10 protein-coding genes and 1 pseudogene are annotated in these 20340 nt (G+C 61.2%); 8 read left to right on the top strand and 3 right to left on the bottom strand.

Going from position 1 to position 20340, the window contains the following annotated elements:
* Positions 1–5: 5 nt before the first annotated feature.
* From AC07OT_RS29570 to AC07OT_RS29560, 3 genes are read left to right on the top strand one after another with little or no spacing between them, the layout of a single operon-like run.
* Positions 6–2480 carry a hypothetical protein gene (locus AC07OT_RS29570; protein WP_495109744.1) on the top strand — a complete coding sequence of 825 codons (2475 nt, stop codon included), beginning with the start codon at positions 6–8 and terminating at the stop codon, positions 2478–2480.
* Complete coding sequence (locus AC07OT_RS29565) at positions 2480–6787, top strand: hypothetical protein (RefSeq protein WP_495109743.1); 4308 nt, start codon at positions 2480–2482, stop codon at positions 6785–6787. The genes AC07OT_RS29570 and AC07OT_RS29565 overlap by 1 nt, the downstream gene beginning before the upstream one ends.
* Before the next feature lie 28 nt (positions 6788–6815).
* Entirely contained in the window at positions 6816–9140 is a 2325-nt protein-coding gene (locus tag AC07OT_RS29560) for a Kelch repeat-containing protein (RefSeq protein WP_495109742.1), read from the top strand.
* A gap of 232 nt (positions 9141–9372) precedes the next feature.
* Here the strand turns inward: AC07OT_RS29560 and AC07OT_RS29555 are convergent, their stop codons facing one another.
* The gene (locus AC07OT_RS29555) at positions 9373–10287 is read right to left on the bottom strand and encodes a LysR family transcriptional regulator (protein WP_120448544.1); all 915 of its coding nucleotides are present in this window, start codon (positions 10285–10287) and stop codon (positions 9373–9375) included.
* 268 nt (positions 10288–10555) lie between these two features.
* Between AC07OT_RS29555 and AC07OT_RS29550 the strand changes: the two genes are divergently transcribed.
* The 4 genes from AC07OT_RS29550 (at position 10556) to pgm (ending at position 16846) form a co-directional block, all read left to right on the top strand.
* Positions 10556–11578, top strand: a complete 1023-nt coding sequence (locus AC07OT_RS29550) for a zinc-dependent alcohol dehydrogenase family protein (RefSeq protein WP_027605764.1) — start codon at positions 10556–10558, stop codon at positions 11576–11578.
* A gap of 705 nt (positions 11579–12283) precedes the next feature.
* Positions 12284–13702, top strand: coding sequence for a hypothetical protein (locus AC07OT_RS29545; protein WP_141157707.1), 1419 nt, complete (start codon positions 12284–12286; stop codon positions 13700–13702).
* Positions 13699–15105: an aminotransferase-like domain-containing protein gene (locus tag AC07OT_RS29540; RefSeq protein ID WP_495109766.1), complete on the top strand. Its 1407-nt coding sequence runs from the start codon at positions 13699–13701 to the stop codon at positions 15103–15105. Before AC07OT_RS29545 ends, AC07OT_RS29540 begins: the two co-directional genes overlap by 4 nt.
* Before the next feature lie 97 nt (positions 15106–15202).
* Positions 15203–16846, top strand: a complete 1644-nt coding sequence (gene pgm / locus AC07OT_RS29535; RefSeq protein WP_495109741.1) for a phosphoglucomutase (alpha-D-glucose-1,6-bisphosphate-dependent) — start codon at positions 15203–15205, stop codon at positions 16844–16846.
* A 50-nt stretch (positions 16847–16896) separates the two neighbouring features.
* Here pgm and AC07OT_RS29530 read toward each other — a convergent pair whose 3' ends face one another.
* Positions 16897–17592: a pirin family protein gene (locus tag AC07OT_RS29530; protein ID WP_253490146.1), complete on the bottom strand. Its 696-nt coding sequence runs from the start codon at positions 17590–17592 to the stop codon at positions 16897–16899.
* 218 nt (positions 17593–17810) lie between these two features.
* Between AC07OT_RS29530 and AC07OT_RS29525 the strand changes: the two genes are divergently transcribed.
* Complete coding sequence (locus AC07OT_RS29525) at positions 17811–20258, top strand: UvrD-helicase domain-containing protein (RefSeq protein ID WP_495109740.1); 2448 nt, start codon at positions 17811–17813, stop codon at positions 20256–20258.
* A 5-nt stretch (positions 20259–20263) separates the two neighbouring features.
* Here the strand turns inward: AC07OT_RS29525 and AC07OT_RS29520 are convergent.
* Positions 20264–20340 (bottom strand): annotated as a pseudogene (locus AC07OT_RS29520) (hypothetical protein); the annotation flags it as partial.

Raw genomic sequence — 20340 nt, 5'->3', positions numbered from 1 at the left:
AAGCAGTGACTGATAATCGAGAACACCCCATTCAAGGGACGGTCAAATTCATCCAGCACAACCTGCCCGGGCTGGAGGCGGGCGAGTACCAGTTCACGGTCTCCCAGCGCGTCTCGCAGGAGCAGCAGCACTATGCCAATCAGTATCACTTTGCGGTGCAGGCGCCGCGTTTCACCCTCGACAGCAACGATATCCAGACCGTGTTCCCGCCTGACCAGACCCAGGGCGAATACACCGATACGTTGGCGCATGTAGTGTTTACCAAACAGACGTTGCCCTGGATGCGCCGCCCGAGTCTTGCTGAGCCGGTGGTCAGTTTTCCCGACCAGGAGCACGATCACGACGTGCCCACCTGGATGGCTGTGCTGATTTTCGACGAAGATGACGAGCTGGCTTTCAAGCAACAGGGGTTCAGTGCCAGCCCGAGCGCCGGCAAGCTGCGCGACCTGTTCTTCAAGCGTCCGCAGACGCAGATCGCGCAGGGCTATTCGTACTTCTACGCCGCCGCAGACCTGGACAGTTCAAGCGATGCGGCACGGCTGGAGAAGTATCTGGATTACGGCCAGCACGCGGACGACGCCTGCAACTACATTGATGTCCCATTAGGGTTGTTCTGGAGCGTTGCGCCGTCACTGGACGACTTGAAAATGATGGCCCACGTGCGCAATGTCGAGATCATCCGCAAGGCGACACAGAACGGCGTCCCGGCCTCGCGCAACGACCTTTCGAAAGTGCCGGGCACTTCCAACTTCGCCATCGTCACCGGCAACCGCCTGCCGCAAACCGGCAAGCGTTGTATCGCACACCTGGTGTCGTTGGAGGCCATGGAGCCGTTCCTGCCGATCGACCCGGCCACTTCGGACAACGGTGGCGAAGTCAGCCGGCCACGCTCCGTGCAGGCGCCGAACGAACCGGCGTTTGCCATCGATGACAAAGGGTTCATGCGCCTGGTCTCGCTGACGAGTTGGTCCTTCACCTCGACCGGTACGGGCAAGCGGTTCGAGCAGTTGCTGCTCGAACTCAAGCCAAAGAACCCGCTGGCAGGTCAGGCGACGCCGTCGACAGTCGCCGCCAACTTTGCTCTGGGCTTGCCGGTCGCGGCGGTGGAGGAGGGCGACACGGACGAAACCCGGCGGGCCAAGAATGCGCTGCAAATGGGCTATACGGCGCTCAAGCACCACACCCGCGATGCGGGCAATACCGTGTCGTGGTACCGCGGACCGCTGACGCCGTATCAGATCAAGACCGACACCGTGCCGCCGACCTGGACCTCCGCCGATGCCGCGACCCAGTACGACCCCGACACCGGGCTGTTCGATATTTCCTATGCGGCGGCATGGCAAATGGGTCAGTTGCTGGCCTTGCAGAACAAGCATTTCTCGGTGTTGCTCTACAATTGGCGCCGGGACAATCTGCGCGATGTCGTGGCGCAGATGGAAGCTATCGTGTTGCAGCAGTCGCTTGATGAAATCCAGCAGCAATTGCAAAGCGACTCGCTGATCTATCCCTTGCTCAAGCCCTTCCTGCCAACCCCCGACGCACTCCTGGCCACCGGCAACCTGGCTGTTGCTCGCGCCGGACGCGTCAGGTACCAACGGGAGGTGCTTTCGGACGCGACGCAGTTGCTCGCCATCGGCGACGCTCGGTTCAGCGTGCCGCTGGAGATCTACAGCTGGCTGGCCAAGCTCAAGCTACTCGATGGCGTCCCGTTCAACTATCTGGTGCCGGACGAGCGTATGTTGCCGCCGGAGTCGATACGCTTCTTCTATCTGGATGAGAACTGGATTCAGAGCTTGCTGGACGGTGCGCTGAGTATCGGCCGGGCCGTGACCGGTAATGCCGCCGACCCGACCATCGCCCACGATGTTGCGATCAAGGCCAGGGTCAATTTGCACACCACCCGGCATGCCTCGATCAGCCGCAGCATCGCGCTGGGGTTGAAAGACCAGGCCGAGGAAAAAATCGACATGGACGTGGTGAGCGGTTTCATTCTGCGCTCGGACGTGGTGCAGGGCTGGCCGGGGCTTGAAGTGAACGCTTATACCCCGGACGGCAAGGCGATGGACATTGTGCGCTTCGAGCGTCTGGCCCCCGGCGTGCTGTTGTGCCTGTTTGACCTCGACGGTCAGACGCTGGGCTCGGTGGATATCCATGAGCCCGCCGAAGGCTTGCACTTTGGCGTCGCGGCTACTGAGCCCAAAGCCATCAACCTGCGCTACAACTTCACCAACGCCACCCAAACGAATACGGCGGGCGAGCAGGTGCCTGGCGTGTTCCAGAGCGTACCGTTCCGGGATGCGAGCGAGCGGCGGCTGCTGCGCCTTTACCGGCTGTCAAAGAACCTGCACGACCCCAAGTACGGCGACTACATCCAGGGTATCTACAGCGGCTTCGACCATCTGCCGTCCTCCGAATTTGCCTTGCAAATGGTGAAGGGTGTCGGCCTCGTTTCGTTCGACCTCAGCGCAGGATCTGAATAATGACCTTGATCATCCCCGTCAACGTACAGGCATTGCGGGTCAGCCCGAACGACGCGAGCCTGGTGACCAAAAGCACTGAGCTGTTTTCCGGCGGCACGACCGCCTATGAGGGGCTGCCCTGGCGCGAACCGGGCCGTAACGGCGCCATCGTGCATAGCGGCACCTGGACCAAGGCCAACGTCAGCAGCAACACCTACAACCCCTTGAGCCAGAACGTGATCGAGCAGCTCAAGGCGGGCATCCACCTGCACTGGGCGCTGCCCGACACCATAGCCCAAGGGCGCCAGGCACCGGACGGCACGGTGGACTACCCGCCGGCACCCAACCGCTGGCTGGTGACGCGCATCCTCCAGGGGCAGCAGGGCACGCAAGTGAAACAGTGGGTGGTCGAGAGCGACTACCTGATGACGCCCGAGGAGTACGTCTCGGACTATTACCCCTCCAGCCAGCGCACCAGCATTTCCCTGCCGGTGGGCTGGGATGTACCACCTGGCTACGACATCGCCGGCAATGGCGGCGCCGCTTATTACCCGCCGTCGCGGCGCATGGGCCGGGTGTTCGAGCTGCAAACCTGGCAACCGGAGCCGGACTTGCCCGGTACAGCGCTGACGGATGTGCGCCACCTGCCAGCGTTCGTCCTGTCGGGTAGCAACTTCATGGCGCCTGGGCAAAGCCTGGGTGCGATCAGCGCGTTGGGCAACAGCGGGCCGACGTTCAGTGCCTATTACCCGGACTGCGCCAGTGCATTCGGCTTTCACGACACATTCCAGGATATAGGGCAGGGGTTTGACCTGGGCAATGCGCGTTTCGAGGTGTCGTACCAGGTCAGCGGCTGGCACAGCAGCGCGGCGGACGACCCCTTGCAGAGTACAGCTTTCGAACAGGCGCTCGCGCAGGCTCGTGTCGACAACGGCAAGGCGCCGCTCGACGAGCAACTGACCCCGGAGCAACTGCTCGCCCAGGTGGTGGAAGGGTTTTACCTGTGGCAGTACACGCCCACGCCCGCACAGCTTCCCTCGCGCTGTGTCTACACGGCGCAGGTGGCGAACGTCCCTTGGAATACCACCGGTCAGAACCCGGTGTTCCCCAATGCGAAGCCGGGATTTCCCAAGTGCTACCTGGTACCCGTGACCGACCGCGACGAATCCGTGCGCGCCGCCATGGGCAGTTCGAGTTCGTCGGCACTGGCCGCGCTGATCAAGGAGCAATGGCGCAACAGAAAACCCCAGGACCCCAAGGGCCAGCTTGACGGCGCCGGCCAGGAGATCGAAGACAACCTGGAATTTCTCCTGGATGCGCTGCAGATGGGTTTGCTGGAGCGGCTTGGCAGCTCGCTGACGCTGGTTCAGCTTGAGCAGGAAGTACATCAGAACGGCTTCGGTGCCCTGCAAGCCGGGCGCATTTGGATGATTCGGCAGAAGCAGACCGGTAGCGGCTCGCAGTACGCCGCGCCACAGGTGGTGCTGCCTGAGGATCACAATCAGTTGGGCGATAAGCTCAATGCGCTTAACGTGTACCAGCAGCGCCTGGATGCGTTGCTCAACATCATCGTGTCCTGCCGTCAGCAGATCTTCATGGATTGGTACAAGTACATCACCGGTCTCTACGACGATACCGGCTCGGTGCCTTTCGACGTCACGCAACTGAACACTTACCTGGCCGAGCAGATCCTCGATTTGTGGGCCAAGTTCGAAGCTGCCTTCGGCAAGGCCGCTGCCGCGTCCCCGGCCACCCAAAACATTCCGGTGTTTTACTGCGGGCCACAGGATTTTCTCAGTCAGGCCGCCGACGGCAGTTACGTCAGCAAGGCGTCCGCGCAGAGTCTGGTTGGGCAACTGGTGACGCAGGCCAATACGTTGGTGAGCCTGCTTGCCTCCTCCTACAGCCAGTTCGAATTGCAGACCACCAACGCCGCGCGCTTCTGGCAGCCCAACGAGCCGGTGCTGGTGGTGACCGGCGACACGCTGCAACCGGCCCGGCGTAACGGTAACGTCAAACGCCTGCCGTGCCGGCTTGGTGCTCAATTGCTGAGCCAGGTCAGCGCCAACACCAGCGGCGCCAGCCTGACGGCCGCCGCCCTGCAAAGCGCGTTGACGCTCGGTGTGCCCAAGGTCAATCCGGCCGGCAGCCCTGAAGCACGCGACCTGCAGCCGATTCTCGATGATCTGAGCCGTCTGCTGGGGGAAAAGTGCCTGCTCGACCCGTTGCTGGTACCGCAGATCGCCGGGGCGCTCAAAGGGACGCCACAGACGGACGTCGCGGCCGCACAGCAAGCGCTCGTCGCGCAGATCCAGCAAGCCTGGACGGAAAACGCGGCGGCCCCGTGGAAAAACCTACCGATCATCGAAAACCCCAGCGAAACCAGCAACGGCCTCACGCTCACCTGGAGTGGACAAGCGCCGCAGGGGCTGGCCCTGAACCATGCGCTCGATTGGCAGGACCCGTTCCTGCCGCTGTTCCTGGTCTGGGAAGCCACCTACGTGCCTTTCGAGCACAGCACCAGCGGATCGCAGGACTATGAGGCCAGCTATATCACCGAGCAGTTCCAGCTGGATGAACGAGAGATCGAACTGGTCTTCGGCAAGACCCCGCCGCAACCGGCCAAGGGGCGGGTGAAGCTGACCGACAGCATCCTGTTGTCGTCCAAGGTAGCCGAGCCGCTGATCGAACAGTTGCGCCGCTACCTGCAACACAACGACAACCCCGACCTGCAAGCGATCGTGCAGTACCTGGTGGACAAACCGCTGCTGGCGCAAGGGTTGGGCGGGGTAAACGCCGGGTTCATCACCCGAGCGGCGGGCTTGCAGCTCAATCCGTTCAACCCGTTCTACGACGAGGAGTCGACGCCGACGGCGCTGGTCGACAGCTTTGACAACACGCAGTACGTCAACAGCCTGACCCACTTCGTGGCTTGGGCCGCGGGCGAGCAGACCGGACAGGTGCCGATCAGCCAGGAGAGTCTGTACAACCTGATGCGGGCCGGTTATTTCACCTTATCGAAACTGCAACTTGTCGATGTGTTCGGGCGCAAACGCCTGCTGGTCGACACCGAGCAGTTCGAGGACAGCAAGAAGGTCTCGGTGTCCTGGCAGATGCAGGCGCCCGACGGTGTCACAGGTAAAGGCTACTTGGCGCCTCGCATCGCCCAGCCCAGTCGTTTGCTGTTCCGCTGGCTGAGTGCCGGGAACGACGAGGTGCAGATGAACCCGGTGCCCTCGACCTCCCCACTGTGTGGTTGGATTGTGCCGAACTACCTGGAAAACGCGCTGATGCTGTTCACCGGCACCGGCGAGGTATTGGGTTCGCTTGGGGTATTTGGTGCGCAGCAGGCCGTTGCCTGGCATTCGGCGCCTGGCAACGCCGCCCGTTCGATGCAGGAGGACCTCGCCGACGCCAACCCGCACCTTGTGAAGTTGGCCACATTCATCCTGGGTAAACCCAGGGCATTTTTTGCCACCTTGCTAGGTACCATCGAAAATGCCCACACCTACATCCTGCCGGACGACAAACAGGCCGCTCAGGCCCAAGCAGTGCTGATGGGCCAGCCGCTGGCCCTGGTGCGCGCCGGCTTGCGTTGCGAGGTGCAGGGGCTGCCGGCGTTCGTGACCAGCAGCGACGAACTGGCGCGCTTGTTACCCGGCCAGAACGACAAGACTTATGACTGGACGCAACGCGACAGTGCCGACATACGCGGCATCGATATTCCGGTGCGCCTGGGTGATCGCGACCACCTCGAGGATGGATTGGTGGCGTACCTGCTCGACAGCGACACACCGTACACCACCCTCTATGCACCAGCGGCCCCCAGCCCTGGAGTCGCGGGGATCGAGCGGCCGACCGCGCAGACCATCACCCTGAATCTACACGCCAACATTGATCCGCCGACACACCCTTACGCCGATGCCAAGGCGCAGATTGACGATCTGCGAGATGTACGCATCCCCGCGCAGAAAACCCTGAGCCTGCTGGTCGACCCTCGGGCGATGGTGCATGCCACAACGGGCCTGTTGCCGGTGAAGGCCATCGGCATCCCACCGGACATCACGGCGGCGGCGCTGCGCAACATCGAAATGACCTTCTTTACCCATCCGATCCTGCGCAGCCAGCAGCGATTGAGCCTGCCGATACCGCCGGAATCGGGATTCGTCTGGGAATGGACCACTAGCGTGTTGCAGGACGGCCAGCAGGTTCCGCAGGACGAGCCGTTACCGGCCAGCCAGGTGGGCGATCGGGCCGCGTTTTCCTATACACCGCAAACGGCCGAGGACGGCTGGCTCAAGCTGACGCCTGCGCCGCAAACCAAGTAGATACCGGGTAAACCAAAGGAGCTACGACATGGCTGTCAGCGCGACATTTTTGAACGACTCGACTCAAAAGCCCGAAATCTACATCGGGCGCTCGGACCTCGGCAGCTACACGCTAACCCTGCGCAGCCCCTCGGCGCTCACGGCCGTAGATATTCGCCTGCAATTCCCCGGCACCTTGTTCAATGCCCCGGATGTGGCGCAGATCAAGGTGCTCACTACCGGCTGGGCAGCGACAGTGCAGGGCAACATGCTGGTGCTCAAGGGGAGCCAGCTAATCGATGCGGGCGGCACTCTCATCATCAAGCTTGGCAGCGTTGTTTCAAGCCTCACCAGCCAGACCAACGCCGATCTCGGTGTGCGCGTTAACGGGCAGAACATCTCGCCGCCGTACAAGATCTTCCTGTTGCGTTACCCCGAGTTTGCCGGCGATCTGCGGCAGAACATGGCGGTGCAACTGTTGCCTGACAGCAGCGTTTATGTCACCCCGCTGGACAACGTCACCATCGAAAACCTGTTGGTGCTGCAGTTGACCAACCTCAAGCCCAGCGAGGACCTGGTCACCAAACCCTGGGTGGACACGCCGACTGTGCTGCTGTCCTTCGTCTATGGTGACAGCATCGGGGCGTTGACCCCGTCGGACCCCAAAGACCCGTTCTCGGCCTGGAACATCAAGACGTCGGTCGAGGCCACGTACCATGATGGCCATCAGACTTACGAATGGGATGCGACCAACCCCGACTCGGGTGCCGGTGCCAACGACCCGGTCTGGACGCTCAAGCCGGTCAACACTAACCGGGCCGTGCTGGGGCCCGCCAGCGGCGCGACGGCCGCTTTTGTCGTAGAGAAGATCACCACCCAGGCGCCCCGCGGGGCCACGGTAGCCTACCTGCAATACAGCGACTTCCCGGGCTATGACGATGGCTACTTCACCCTGGTGCTGCAAAAGCGCGAGCCGACGCCGAACATCATCTTTTTCAATGCCGTCCCTTCAAATCTGGCCAAGCTGGGGGACGAGGTCACTTTGCGTTGGCAGTGCTTCGACGTGCAGCAGGTCAAGCTGCAGTTCGGCGACACGACCCTCGACAGCGCAAAGGGGCAGATCGGCACTGGGGTGAGCGGCATTGACCAGTACAAGATCAAGCTCGACACCACCACCCAGTTCACGCTCAATGCCTACAAGACCCTCAATGCAGCCACCCCGGATTTCACCACGCAGTTCACTGTGAATGTGCCGCCGGTGGCGCTGGATGCCTTTGTCGCCACTGCCTACAGCGGCACGCTGCCGGCCAAGGTGAGCCTGACCTGGCAGACCCGCGCCGCCTTGTCGGCGGTTATCAGCGCACCGGGGCAAAGCGATTACGTGATTCCCCGAGGCGACCTTGTTTCGGGCAGTTATCCAGTGTTTCCGCAGAAGCCGATCACCTACACCCTGACTGTGCAAGGGCAGGGTGGACCGTTGAGCAAGTCCCTAGACCTGTTCTTCCTGAACCGGGGTTGGAACACCTTTAATAGCGGTACTGACTTCAAAGCGCTCAGTGGGGCCCTCCTGCTGGGTAACGCCAATACCTTGTGGCTGTTTTCGCCAGACACGGCCAAAGCGATCTTCAACACGCGTGACGGGCAGACCTGGACCCAGGTCGCCGGTTTCGACGACAGTTTTCCGGCGCGTTCGAATGCCGGCGGCGTGTACTGGAAAGGCAAGTTTTGGCTGATGGGGGGGGACACCGGAGCGCAGCGTCTGAATGACGTCTGGAGCAGCAATGACGGCATGCAATGGACCCAGGTGACCGCGAATGCGGCCTGGCCCGGGCGCAGTGATTTCGGCTGCGTGGTGTTCAAGGATAAACTGTGGGTGCTGGGGGGCTCTGGCCAGAGCTATCAGCCTCTCAATGATCTGTGGTGCTCAAGCGACGGCAGCAACTGGCAAAAGGTCGGTACGGCCGGCTGGACACCGCGTTCGCGGTTTGGGATCGCTGCATCGGACACCACCCTGTATGTCGTTGGCGGACAGACCGATATCAACACGGTCAGCAATGATGTGTGGACCAGCAGCCAGGGGAGCACGTGGGAAGAGCAGCCGCCGCTGCCGGCGTCGGCTCGCTCGTCTCCGACGGTGTTCACCCGCGACGGTGGCGTGTTTGTCCTGGGCGGTGTCGCGCCGGATGGCTCGGCGCTGGGGGATCTCAATTGTTATTCGGACAATGGCTGGAGTGTGCTGCCGGGCTTGGCCTGGAGTATATCGCGCCCGGGCTCCACATCATTTCGCGGTGGCGTGTGGATTGCAGGTGGGACCACCGGGACCCATACCCCGAGTGCCGGGCCAAACAAGACGGTGTATGCGTTGATGCTCTAGGCTGGCTTTGTCGCCAGCCAACTGACCGAGTTGACAACCGCTGCCTGAGGCGCGGCGGGCAGAGGATGGTTTTTGGGGGTGAGCTGGCCCAGCGGTGAGGAGGTAGAGTGCACCGCCCGGATATCCTGTAGTGGTCCAGCCCTCCTCGTTCACCTGACCACTGGAAGTGAATGGCGCTACAGGGTTTGTGGAAAGGCAGAAATGATCAGTCGAATAGCCTGCCCAACAACGCCTAAAGACTCTCAGGATCGCCGAAAAACATCTGTATCCGCGACCGCAACCACCGCTCCCCCGGATCATTGTCCTGCGACCCTCGCCAAGCCATATGCAGCTCGAACGAACGCACCGGCAACGGCGGTTCTTCCGCGCGCAAACCACCTGCGGCGGTCAGTGCCTCGGCAGCGTAGTCCGGCACGATGGCGACAATGTCGGTGCCCGAGAGCAGGGTGCCCAGCCCGTTGAACTGCGGCACCGCCAGCACCACATGGCGCTTGCGGTCGAGTTTCTCCAGCTCTTCATCGATGAACCCGCTCAAGTCGCCGGCGAACGACACCAGCGCGTGGGGACGGGCGCAGAAGTCGTCCAGGCTCAGGGAGCCCGGGACGCTGTCGGCGCGCAGCAGCTTCGGCAGGCTGCGGCGCAGTACTTTGCGCTTGGCGTTGGCCGGCAGGTCGGCGGTGTAGCTGACGCCGATGGAAATTTCGCCGGAGGCGAGCAGGCCGGGCATCAGGATGTAATTGACCCGGCGCACTACCAGTACGATGCCGGGCGCTTCGGCGCGCAGGCGTTTGAGCAGTTGGGGCAGCAGGGCGAATTCGACGTCGTCGGACAGGCCGATGCGGAACACCGCGGTGCTGGTGGCCGGGTCGAACTCGGCGGCGCGGCTGACGGCGGTGGAAATCGAGTCCAGGGCCGGGGAGAGCAGGGCGAAGATTTCCACGGCCCGGGCCGAGGGTTCCATGCTGCGGCCGGTGCGCACGAACAGAGGGTCGTCGAACAGCCCACGCAGGCGCGACAACGCGGCGCTGATGGCTGGTTGGCCGAGGAACAATTTCTCGGCGGCGCGGGTCACACTGCGCTCATGCATCAAGGTTTCGAATACGATCAAGAGGTTAAGGTCGACACGACGCAGGTCGTTACGGTTCATCTTGTGTCCTGGAAGAGTCAGCTTTATTTGACGAGAACGGCGATATAAGAGCCCTGAAGGTCCATTCAGACGCGTGACCGGTATGAATCTTACGGGGAAAGGCTGGTACTCTGCACCGGCTAATTGAGTTTTCCTACGATACTTGAGGTCTATTCCTCAGATGCGGAATCAATGACAGACATGTCGACTATTAACGGCGACCGGTGGCCTTAGCCGGAAAGCCCAGATAGAGTTCATGGCAATAGAGGTTACTTTGACGAGGTTTGCGATGTCCCGCACGATCCGTTTTCACAAGTTTGGTCCGGCCGAGGTGCTCAAGTGCGAAGAGCATGCAGCCGCGCAGCCTGCACCGGGCGAAGTGCAGGTCCGTGTCGAGGCGATTGGCATCAGTTGGTATGACATTTTGTGGCGCCAGAACCTGGCGTCTTCCCACGCACGCCTTCCATCCGGCCTTGGCCATGAGATGGCCGGGGTGGTCGTAGCATTGGGCGAGGGCGTGGATGACTTGGCAGTGGGCGATAAAGTGGCCAGTTTTCCGGCCGAGAGCCCCAATGATTACCCGGTGTATGGCGAGCAGATCGTCCTGCCCCGTTCGGCCCTGACCCGCTATCCGGACGTCCTGAGCCCCATCGAAGCCAGCGTGCACTACACGCCGCTGCTGATAGCCTACTTTGCGTATGTGGACCTGGCACGGGTCAAGCCCGGGCAGTTTGCCCTGGTGACCGACGCCAGCCATTGCGCCGGCCCTTCGTTTGTGCAACTGGGCAAGGCCCTGGGTGTGCGGGTGATTGCCGCCACCAAGGACAGCGCTGAGCGCGAGTACCTGCTTTCTCTGGGCGCAGAAAAAGTCATTGTCACCGAGGAACAGGACCTGCTGATGCAAATCAACAAGTTCACTGACAACCGCGGTGTCGACGTGGTGTTCGATGGCTTGGGTGGCCCGCAGATGTCGCTGCTCGGTGATGTGCTGGCGCCCCGTGGCAGCCTGGTGCTGTATGGCTTGCAGGGTGGTAACCAGACACCGTTCCCGGCGTGTGCGGCGTTCCAGAAGAACATTCAGTTCTTCGTGCACTGTATCGGCAACTTCACCGGCAAGCCGGAGCTGGGCATCATCCAGGATCAGGTGGCGTTACAGCGCGCGTTGCGTGACATCAACCAACTGACCGCCGATCGTGTGCTCGTGCCTCTGAAAACCACGGTGTTTCCGTTCAATCAGTTTGTCGAAGCCCACCGTTACATGGACGAATGCCCGTGCCGCGAGCGGGTTGCATTGCAGGTTGCGGCTGTTTGAGCTGTAGGAGTATTCGTAAATGAGTGCTCCTACGCCTGAGTGAATGGGGCAAATGCGCCATTTGACAGGGCTTAACCCGCCCGCTCCAGAAGCTGCCGACCTGGCGCTTTTGCCCACAAATCCGGCCCTTTCTCCCTGACGCCGCCCTGAATTCCAGCGCGGCGTCGTTGCATGTGCGCCTTTTACGCGACATCAGTTGTTCATCTGAGCTGGTTTTCGGCCAGTTTCTGTATCTATGAATCATTATTCCAACACTGATAATTGCGCCTTCACTTTCATCTCAAGGATTGAGCAATGATTGAATCTCTGACTCGGCTGCAGATAGTTATTCGAACTATCGGCGCGGCAGACATGTGTACTCAGCAAGACAGGTACTTTCATAAAGTGCACCGACCCTGCAAATGGAAAAGTTGTTTGAGTCTATTGTCGGACGCTTCTTTAAAAAGCGGGCTAAAAAAGCGTAGGAGCTTGTCGGAAGAGTCCTAAGGAAAGCTTTTTAAAAGGGTTTTTCCATTACTTTCATTGGGTTGTGCGCTTGCGCGGGTGAGAAATGCTGCCCGGCAATTCATGTCGTTTTGTTGCGCGGTGCTAGTGTTTAAACGTCGACGCACACTACGTGGCGCGATTTTCCTACACGCAAAATAGGTCAAGCAAACACTGTCAGCAGTTGCTTGAAACTGATATTTCAACTCGGGTAGTAGAACTATGAGCACTATTCACGAACAGGCTATGAATCATGTTTACCAGCAAGTTCTGCAACGTCTGATCGGGCACTTCAGTCGCGCGGGACGTACCGCTCTCCAGTTACTGATCCAGCGAATCATTGTCGCGGCAGGCGGGATGGAACAGGTGGGGGACTTCAAGGTACTGGTGGCCCACGGTGGCGGTGAAGTGAGCAGCTATACCCTGGCGCTGCTGCGAGCGGCTCAACTGACCATTGCCGGTCGCGCGCCACGTACCTTTCAACTGAGGGTCGCGACGTTACGGCACGCGGGCATGACAGAGGGGCAGCTCGATACCCTGAATCGCGGCTACGGCCGGCTGTTTCTCCACGATGACCCGCGTGTCGAGTTGTTGATGGTGGAAAACCAGGAGGTACACCCCTTCAATCACCAGCGCCCGGCCTCAGCGATCGGGCGAAAGATCAGCCAGCGCAATATGTTGATGGTGGGCCATGTGAGCGCCGGGGACTGCCGCGCCACCCTGTGCAACGACACTTACCTGGCCGTCGGTGATTTTTACCAGCGTGTCACCACGTGCAATGGCGGCGTCCACGCGCTGGTCAGTGGTGACTCCCCGCGTAGGCAGAGTCAGTTTCTTGCCTGGCTCAAGAAAACCGCGCAGGGTGCAGGCGTCCGTGTTCCCAAGGGCCATCCGATGTCCCTCAACGCGTTGTTCGCACACATGGACGAGTGGAGCACCGGTTATTACCAGGATGTGTTCGGTGAGCATTACGTAGCCAGCGATAACCCCAGCACGGCAGGGCATCGTCACTTGGCCTACATCGGCATCGCCGACTTGCTGGAAGATGTCGACATCGCGTCGACCTCCCTGCTGACCGAGTTCATGGCCTACGCTCCCGATCCACTCGGCTTTCACTTCAGCCATCCGATCTATTCCAATCCGTTGCTGATGGCTCATCTGCGTGGGTTGCAGGCCGAATGCCTGCGTGAGCTGACTTATGAAGAGGGCGTCGAAGGTTTTGTCCAGCAGGCCGCCGCGTACATGCGCCGTCTGCGCATGCCCGACGACTTGCTTATTCAAGCCGGGACCCGCGAAGGGCGCATGCTCTGGAGTACCTACGCCCAGGAGTTCTTCGGCTTGGATGAGACCCAGCTGACCTGCCTGCTGTTTTCACCGTTTGTACATCACGGAGAGCGACTGGAAGGTTATCTGCGCCAATGTCACCCGGGCATGCTGGTGGCGTTGCCTGAGTTGCACAAAGTCCTCCAGGGCAACGGTTCCGCCGAAATGCTGCAGCAGTGGGTAACGGACACCAGCGGTTTGCCGATGCCCTTGTTGCAGCACCTGTACCGCAAGCGGCCGCTGGCCGGAGAAAACGGCATGTGTCGCGCCGCTGCGGCCCAGGGCGCCGCGCAGGCCGTGCCATTGTTCGGGCGATGACCCTGCGTGGCGAGCGTCAGGCGGATTTCGCGTACCAGGCGGTCTATCGCTACATGATCAGTCTGATCAACGAGGTCAGTACCGACACCCGGGTAAAACTGCCGTCGTTACGGCAGTTGGCCGGACGCCTGAACGTGTCCATTTCGACGATCCAGTACGCCTATGCGTTGCTGGAGAAGGAAGGCAGGGTGTATTCGGTGGCCAAATCCGGCTATTACGCCTGGCCGATGTCGGTAAACCCGCTGGCCTGGGCCGGCGGGGACCTGCTTGATCGCCTTTACGCGGCGGCCCGGCGCCCCGGCATGCTGGTACTCAGTGGTGACGAGCCGGCATTGCTGGGCTCCCTGGATGAAACACTGCTGCGGCTCGAGCGGGAACTGGTGCGCCAGTACCCGTCGCATTTGCAGCCCTGGTCACAGCCCTGCGGTGTGTGGGAATTACGCGCAGCCCTGGCCGCGCGCTATACCTCGTCGCCCACGCGCTGCTGGCATGCCGACGATGTGTATATCGGTGCCGACCTGCGTGGCGTGCTGGATATCCTGATCGAAGTGCTGGGCCTGCGGGGCACCACCGTGATTGTCGAGTCGCCCTGCGACTGGCTGATCCTGCGCCTGTTGCAGGACGCCGGGGTACGCATCATCGAGTTGCCCTGGACGCCGGAGGGTCGCCTGGATCGAACCGTGCTGGGGAAGCTGTTGCGCGATGAGCCGGTGCATCTGGTGTTGCTCTCGTCTTCCGTCAGCCTGCCCGGCGGGGTGGCCATGTCAATCGACGAACGTCTCGACGTGGCACACCTGCTGGAGCAGTCCGGTTGCTGGTTGCTTGAAAACGACACCTTTGGTGAGCTGGGTTTCGAAGCCCCCCACACCGCATTGCGCGAACGGGTGAACCCTGAGCGGCTGATCGTGTTTTCTTCGTTCGAGAAGGTGCTTGGCTCGGAAGCCCCCTACGGCTACCTGCTGTGCCGGCACATGAGCAATGAGTTGCAGCGTCAGTTCCTGCTGCGCTCATTCCGTTTATCGTCGATCCGTCAGCGCGCGATTGCCCGTTTGTACCAAAGCAGGCGGATTGACCAGCACCTGCGCACGCTGCGCCAACGCTTGAGCGAGCAGGCGGCGCACATGAGCCAGCGCCTGGAGCAGCATTTGGGCGACCAGGTGACTTATCGGATGCCGGCCGCCGGTGCCGCGTTCTGGCTGGCCTCTACCCGTACGGTGGACATGCGCCAGGCATTTCAGCGCCTGCTGGCACGGCAAGTGGTGATCGCCCCCGGGGAGCTGTTCAGTGTCAGTGGCTTGCACCAGCAGCACCTGCGCGTGAGTCACACCTTTCACGGGCAACCCAATCTGGACATTGCCCTGGAAGCATTGAGCGACGCGTTGCGCCAGGCGCAGACTGGGTGAAATTTCTCTTAACGATGTAGGATCGATACCGTCGCGCAGCAGTCCAACTCTCAGTAAACTGCCATTTTTTCCGAATCCTTCTATCCGAGGTTTATGCATGACAATCAGTCCTTTTGCGGGCAAACCGGCGCCGGCCCAGTTGCTGGTGGATATCCCGCGACTGGTCACGGCCTATTACACCGGCCAGCCTGATGCAGCGATCTCCACCCAGCGCGTAGCCTTTGGTACCTCCGGGCACCGTGGCAGCTCATTCGAACTGAGCTTCAACGAATGGCATGTGCTTGCCATCAGCCAGGCCATCTGCCTGTATCGCGAAGCCCAAGGCATCGACGGCCCGCTGTTCGTCGGCCTGGACACCCACGCGCTGTCGACCCCGGCCGGTGCCAGCGCACTCGAAGTGCTGGCCGCCAATGGTGTGCACGTGATGCTGGCCGAAGGCGATGAATACACGCCAACCCCGGCAATTTCCCACGCCATCATCTGCTACAACCGTGGCCGTACCAGCGGCCTGGCCGACGGCATCGTTATCACGCCGTCCCACAACCCGCCGCAAAGTGGTGGCTACAAGTACAACCCGCCCAACGGCGGCCCGGCCGATACCCACGTCACCAAGTGGATCGAAGCCAAGGCCAACGAGCTGCTGGCCAATAAACTGGCCGGGGTCAAGCGCATCACCCATGCGCAGGCGCTCAAGGCCGACACCACCCATCGCCATGATTACCTCAACAGCTACGTGGCCGACCTGATCAACGTGATCGACATGGACGCCATCCGCAGTGCCGGCCTGCGCCTGGGCGTGGATCCGCTGGGCGGAGCAGGGGTGCGCTACTGGTCGGCGATTGCCGAGCACTATCGACTGAACCTGGAGGTGGTGAACACTGAAGTCGACGCCACGTTCCGCTTCATGAGCGTCGACTGGGACGGCCAGATCCGCATGGACCCGTCCTCCAGCTACGCCATGCAAGGCCTGATCGGTCTCAAGGAGCGCTTTGACGTAGCCTTCGCCTGCGACCCGGACCATGATCGCCATGGCATCGTGACCCCGTCCGGCGGCCTGTTGGCGCCGAACAACTACCTGGCGGTGTCCATCGACTACCTGTTCCAGAACCGTCCCGACTGGCGCGCCGATGCGGCCGTGGGCAAGACCGTGGTCAGCAGCGGCCTGATCGATCGCGTCGCCGCGCGCATGGGGCGGCGCCTGTATGAAGTGCCGGTGGGCTTCAAGTGGTTTGCCGATGGCCTGTTCGAGGGTTCATTGGGCTTTGGCGGCGAAGAAAGCGCCGGGGCGTCGTTCCTGCGCAAGGATGGCTCGGTGTGGAGCACCGACAAGGACGGCCTGATCCCGGCCTTGCTGGCGGCGGAAATGACCTCGCGCAAAGGCCAGGACCCGAGCCAGATCTACCGTGGCCTCACCGATGCCTTGGGCGAGCCGTTCGCCATTCGTGTCGACGCCAAGGCCACGCCAGCGCAGAAAGCTTTGTTGGGCAAGCTGTCGCCAGAGCAGGTGACCTCCACGCAACTGGCCGGGGAAAGCATCCAGCAAATCCTCAGCCACGCGCCGGGCAACAACCAGGCGATTGGCGGCCTGAAAGTGATGACCGAAAACGGCTGGTTCGCCGCACGGCCATCGGGCACCGAGGACATCTACAAGATCTACGCCGAGAGCTTTATTGGTGAAGATCACCTCAAGCAGCTGGTGCAAGAGGCGCAGGTACTGGTAGACGGCGCCATCTCCCAGTAACAACGCAAAACCACTGTGGGAGGAGGATTGCCTTCCTCCCACAGGGTTGATCAGGCCAGGTCGACCAACACGATCTCGCTGTCTTCAATCGCCGTCACCCGCAACACCTGCTCATCCTCAACCGCTACACCGTCTCGAGCCTGCGCACGCAAGCCGTTGACTTCAATCACGCCGGTCGCCGGCACCAGGTAAGCTCGGCGCCCGCTGTCCAAGCGGTATTCCGCGCTTTCCCCGGCTTTCAGGTTCGCCGCTACCAGGCGTGCATCCGCGCGGATGCGCAGGCTCTCCCTGTCACCGGCCTTGCCACTGGCCAGGGTCACAAACCCTTCGCGATCGCCTTTCGGAAACGGCTTGGCGCCCCAGGAAGGTGGCAGGCCGGCCTCGTTAGGGATGATCCAGATCTGGAAGATCTTGGTCGGCGTCGCTTCCAGGTTGTACTCGCTGTGGGCGATCCCCGTGCCCGCGCTCATCACCTGCACATCGCCGGCCTCGGTGCGGCCCTTGTTGCCCAGGTTGTCGGCGTGACTGATGGCGCCTTCACGGACATAGGTAATGATCTCCATGTCGCGATGGGCGTGCTGCGGGAAGCCGGTGCCGGGGGCGATGATGTCGTCGTTCCAGACCCGCAGGTTGCCCCAGTGCATGCGCTTGGGGTCGTGGTATTCGGCAAACGAAAAGTGGTGATGGGCGTCAAGCCAGCCGTGGTGAGCGCCGCCCAGGGCGTTGAAAGGTCGTAGTTCAAGCATGATCGTCTCCTGTTGATGGCGCTATGATCCGTGAGCCCATGATCGATAAAAAGCGTAAAAAATGCCTGATTCCTATCGGTGAATTAGATTGATTGCTGGCGTTTTGACTTTCACTTCATCGCCTAACTGCATGACGCTAAAGCAATTGGCTGGAACTGAGCGCCGATTCCGGCGACCATGGTGCCCTTGTCAAAACCCAGCTCATCGCAGGAGTCCGCGTGCCGCAACACAAGCCTGATCTGCCCCCCGAACTGCGCCCATTGGCGGAAATGCCGCTGCTCAAACGCCTCGCCGCACGCCTGTTTGGCCATGGCCTGACGCGTTTGCGCGCACAGCACCGGTTTTCCTGGTTGCATGGGCAGGCCGATGGTTTTCGCAGTGGCCACGAGGCCGGCGTGGAGTATGGCTATCGCGAGGGCAAGGCCGATGGCCTCGAGGAGGGCCGACAAGTCCTGTTGATCCGCGACTTCCGTCCCGATGAGCACCGCGCGCCCGGCGTCGATGACAGCCTGTTCGACGATTGGCGGCTGCCCTTGACCGCTGACGTGAAGAAACGCATCAAGGCTGATGTGGCCCGCTTGCTGCCGGCCCATGCCCAGCCGAGCGCGGCGCAATGGAAGATGATCTTCAGCGATACGCCGTCAACCTCGGTGATCGCCGGTGCCGGCGCGGGTAAATCCACCTCGCTGGTGCTGCGTATTTTGCTGCTCACCCATTACCTGGGCTTCGAATTGAGCTCGATGACCGTGGTGACCTTCACCCGCGAGTCACGCAAAGACTTCATCAACAAGCTCATGGACATTCTCACCCTGTGGGGCCAACCCATTGGCATGAAAGAAGCCCAGGCGGTGGTGCGCACCTTTCACTCGCGCATTCTGCCGATGGTCCGCAGCCTGCCGGGTTTTGAACGCCTGCAGGCGTTCGAAAACCTCAGTGCCGGTTTCGAAGACGCTGACAGCAACCCGTTCGACCTGCGCATCAGCGACGCCCAGCGCCAGCAGATGAATGCCTGCTACCACCAGTTGCAGGGGCGACATGCACGGTTTCGTGAACTGATTGCGCCGCTGGCACGCCACGGCCTGCAACTGCGCGAACTGGAGCGCGATCATCCGGATGTACAGAAGCGCATAGCGGTGACCGAACTGGCGGCCAAGCGCGATGAAGAACTCTGCGATGTGATCGAGGACCTGTGGTTTCGTGCCGGCGCCTGGCCGATCAAGGGGATTGAGCCCAGTCGCCAACGCTTCGAAATCAATGGCGCGCAGTTCCATTGCCACGGCTATATCCCGGCGCTGGATGCGTGGGTAGTGCTGGGCTTTGATCCCAGGGAAAATGCCCAGATCAGCCGGCCGAATTCGAAGCTGTCGGTCCGTGCAGAGTGGGCGGTAAAGCGCACCCTGTTTCAAGCTTTCTGTCGTAAGCCATTGATATGGCTGGATAGTTATGATGCGTCAAAGCGTCTTTTAAGCAGCCTCGCCGGGGATGCCAGCGCGGGTCCCGGCTTTGATTACAAGGTCAAGGGCGAGCTGGCGTCGGCGCCGCTGCTGGACAGTTTCGTGATGGCCGCCGGTTTTATCGAGAACCTGGGGCTGGACGTGCCGACTGCCGTCGGCCAGATGAGCTTCGCCAAGGACGACCCGGACCGGTTCTTCTTCGAAGCCCTGAGCATTTTCTGGAAAGCCCTGGAAGACCACCTGCTGGATCAGTCGCCGCCGATCATGACCTATAACCGCATGTTCTCGCTGTTCGGCGAGAACACCCCGGAAAACCTCAAGCTCCTCAGCGATCCGCTGCTGCGGCCGATGTCGCACCTGATGATTGACGAATTCCAGGACGTATCGCCCCAGATCGTTTCGTGGATACGCGCCAGCCTGCGGGAAATCCGCAGTCGTGGGCCGGCGATGCATGTGGGCCGTGGCGCACAACGTTCGTCCTTGCTGTGCGTGGGTGATGACTGGCAGTCGATCTACGGCTGGCGCGGCAGTTCGCCCAAGTACTTCATGGAATTCAACCAGGAATTCCCGGCGCCGAGTACTACCCGCGTCATGCTCGGCGAGAACTACCGCAGCCATCAGCACATCATCGACGCCGCAGAACATATCGTGCGCGCCGCACCGGCTATCCCGGGGAAAAAGGCCAAGGCCAGCGGCACGCCAAAAGCCTTGGTGCCGGTCACGGTACTGGAGCGGGACGATGCGGCGTTGGGGCGGCAACTGCTGGAGCATTATCAACGGGGCGATTCGATATTAATGCTGTATCGAAAAAGTAGCGATAAGCTGCTGATTCAAGAGCATATTCAGTCGATTATTAATGTTGATTCTAGCTTGCCCGCAGCGACGCGCAGGTTGAAGCAGCTGACGTACCACAGCGCCAAGGGCCTGCAGGCGGATGCGGTGTTCCTGCTCGGGGATTGCCAGCATGTGACCAGCTCGCCCTACAAGAACCAGGTCTACCGCATGGCGGGCCTGGGTAAGGACGGGGACAGCGAACCCTACGACACTGCGCAAAAGGACGAAGTGCTGCGCCTGGCCTACGTCGGGATTACCCGGGCCGTGAGTCATTGCTACTGGTATGTGGAAAAACCCGAAGGCCAGGCGGTGAATGTGCCCAAGGCCTCTGAGCGGGTCGACGGCAGGAAAGCGTTTTTCGACGATCAGCGCCACTAGAGAATGAACGCATCCAGAACTTGCTCAGTGGTGTAGCCGAGCGCGCGCAGCAGTACCGAGGCCGGCAGCTTGCGACGACGGT

Source organism: Pseudomonas sp. GW821-FHT09C10 (assembly GCF_059418085.1).
This window is presented reverse-complemented; position numbering and strand designations above follow the sequence as displayed.

What these genes read in the sequence shown, in the direction of transcription:
- AC07OT_RS29565 (WP_495109743.1), top strand. Translation starts at nt 2,480, where the DNA reads ATGACCTTGATCATCCCCGTCAACGTACAGGCATTGCGGGTCAGCCCG.
- AC07OT_RS29560 (WP_495109742.1), top strand. Translation starts at nt 6,816, where the DNA reads ATGGCTGTCAGCGCGACATTTTTGAACGACTCGACTCAAAAGCCCGAA.
- AC07OT_RS29555 (WP_120448544.1), bottom strand. Translation starts at nt 10,287, where the DNA reads ATGAACCGTAACGACCTGCGTCGTGTCGACCTTAACCTCTTGATCGTA.
- AC07OT_RS29550 (WP_027605764.1), top strand. Translation starts at nt 10,556, where the DNA reads ATGTCCCGCACGATCCGTTTTCACAAGTTTGGTCCGGCCGAGGTGCTC.
- AC07OT_RS29545 (WP_141157707.1), top strand. Translation starts at nt 12,284, where the DNA reads ATGAGCACTATTCACGAACAGGCTATGAATCATGTTTACCAGCAAGTT.
- AC07OT_RS29540 (WP_495109766.1), top strand. Translation starts at nt 13,699, where the DNA reads ATGACCCTGCGTGGCGAGCGTCAGGCGGATTTCGCGTACCAGGCGGTC.
- pgm (WP_495109741.1), top strand. Translation starts at nt 15,203, where the DNA reads ATGACAATCAGTCCTTTTGCGGGCAAACCGGCGCCGGCCCAGTTGCTG.
- AC07OT_RS29530 (WP_253490146.1), bottom strand. Translation starts at nt 17,592, where the DNA reads ATGCTTGAACTACGACCTTTCAACGCCCTGGGCGGCGCTCACCACGGC.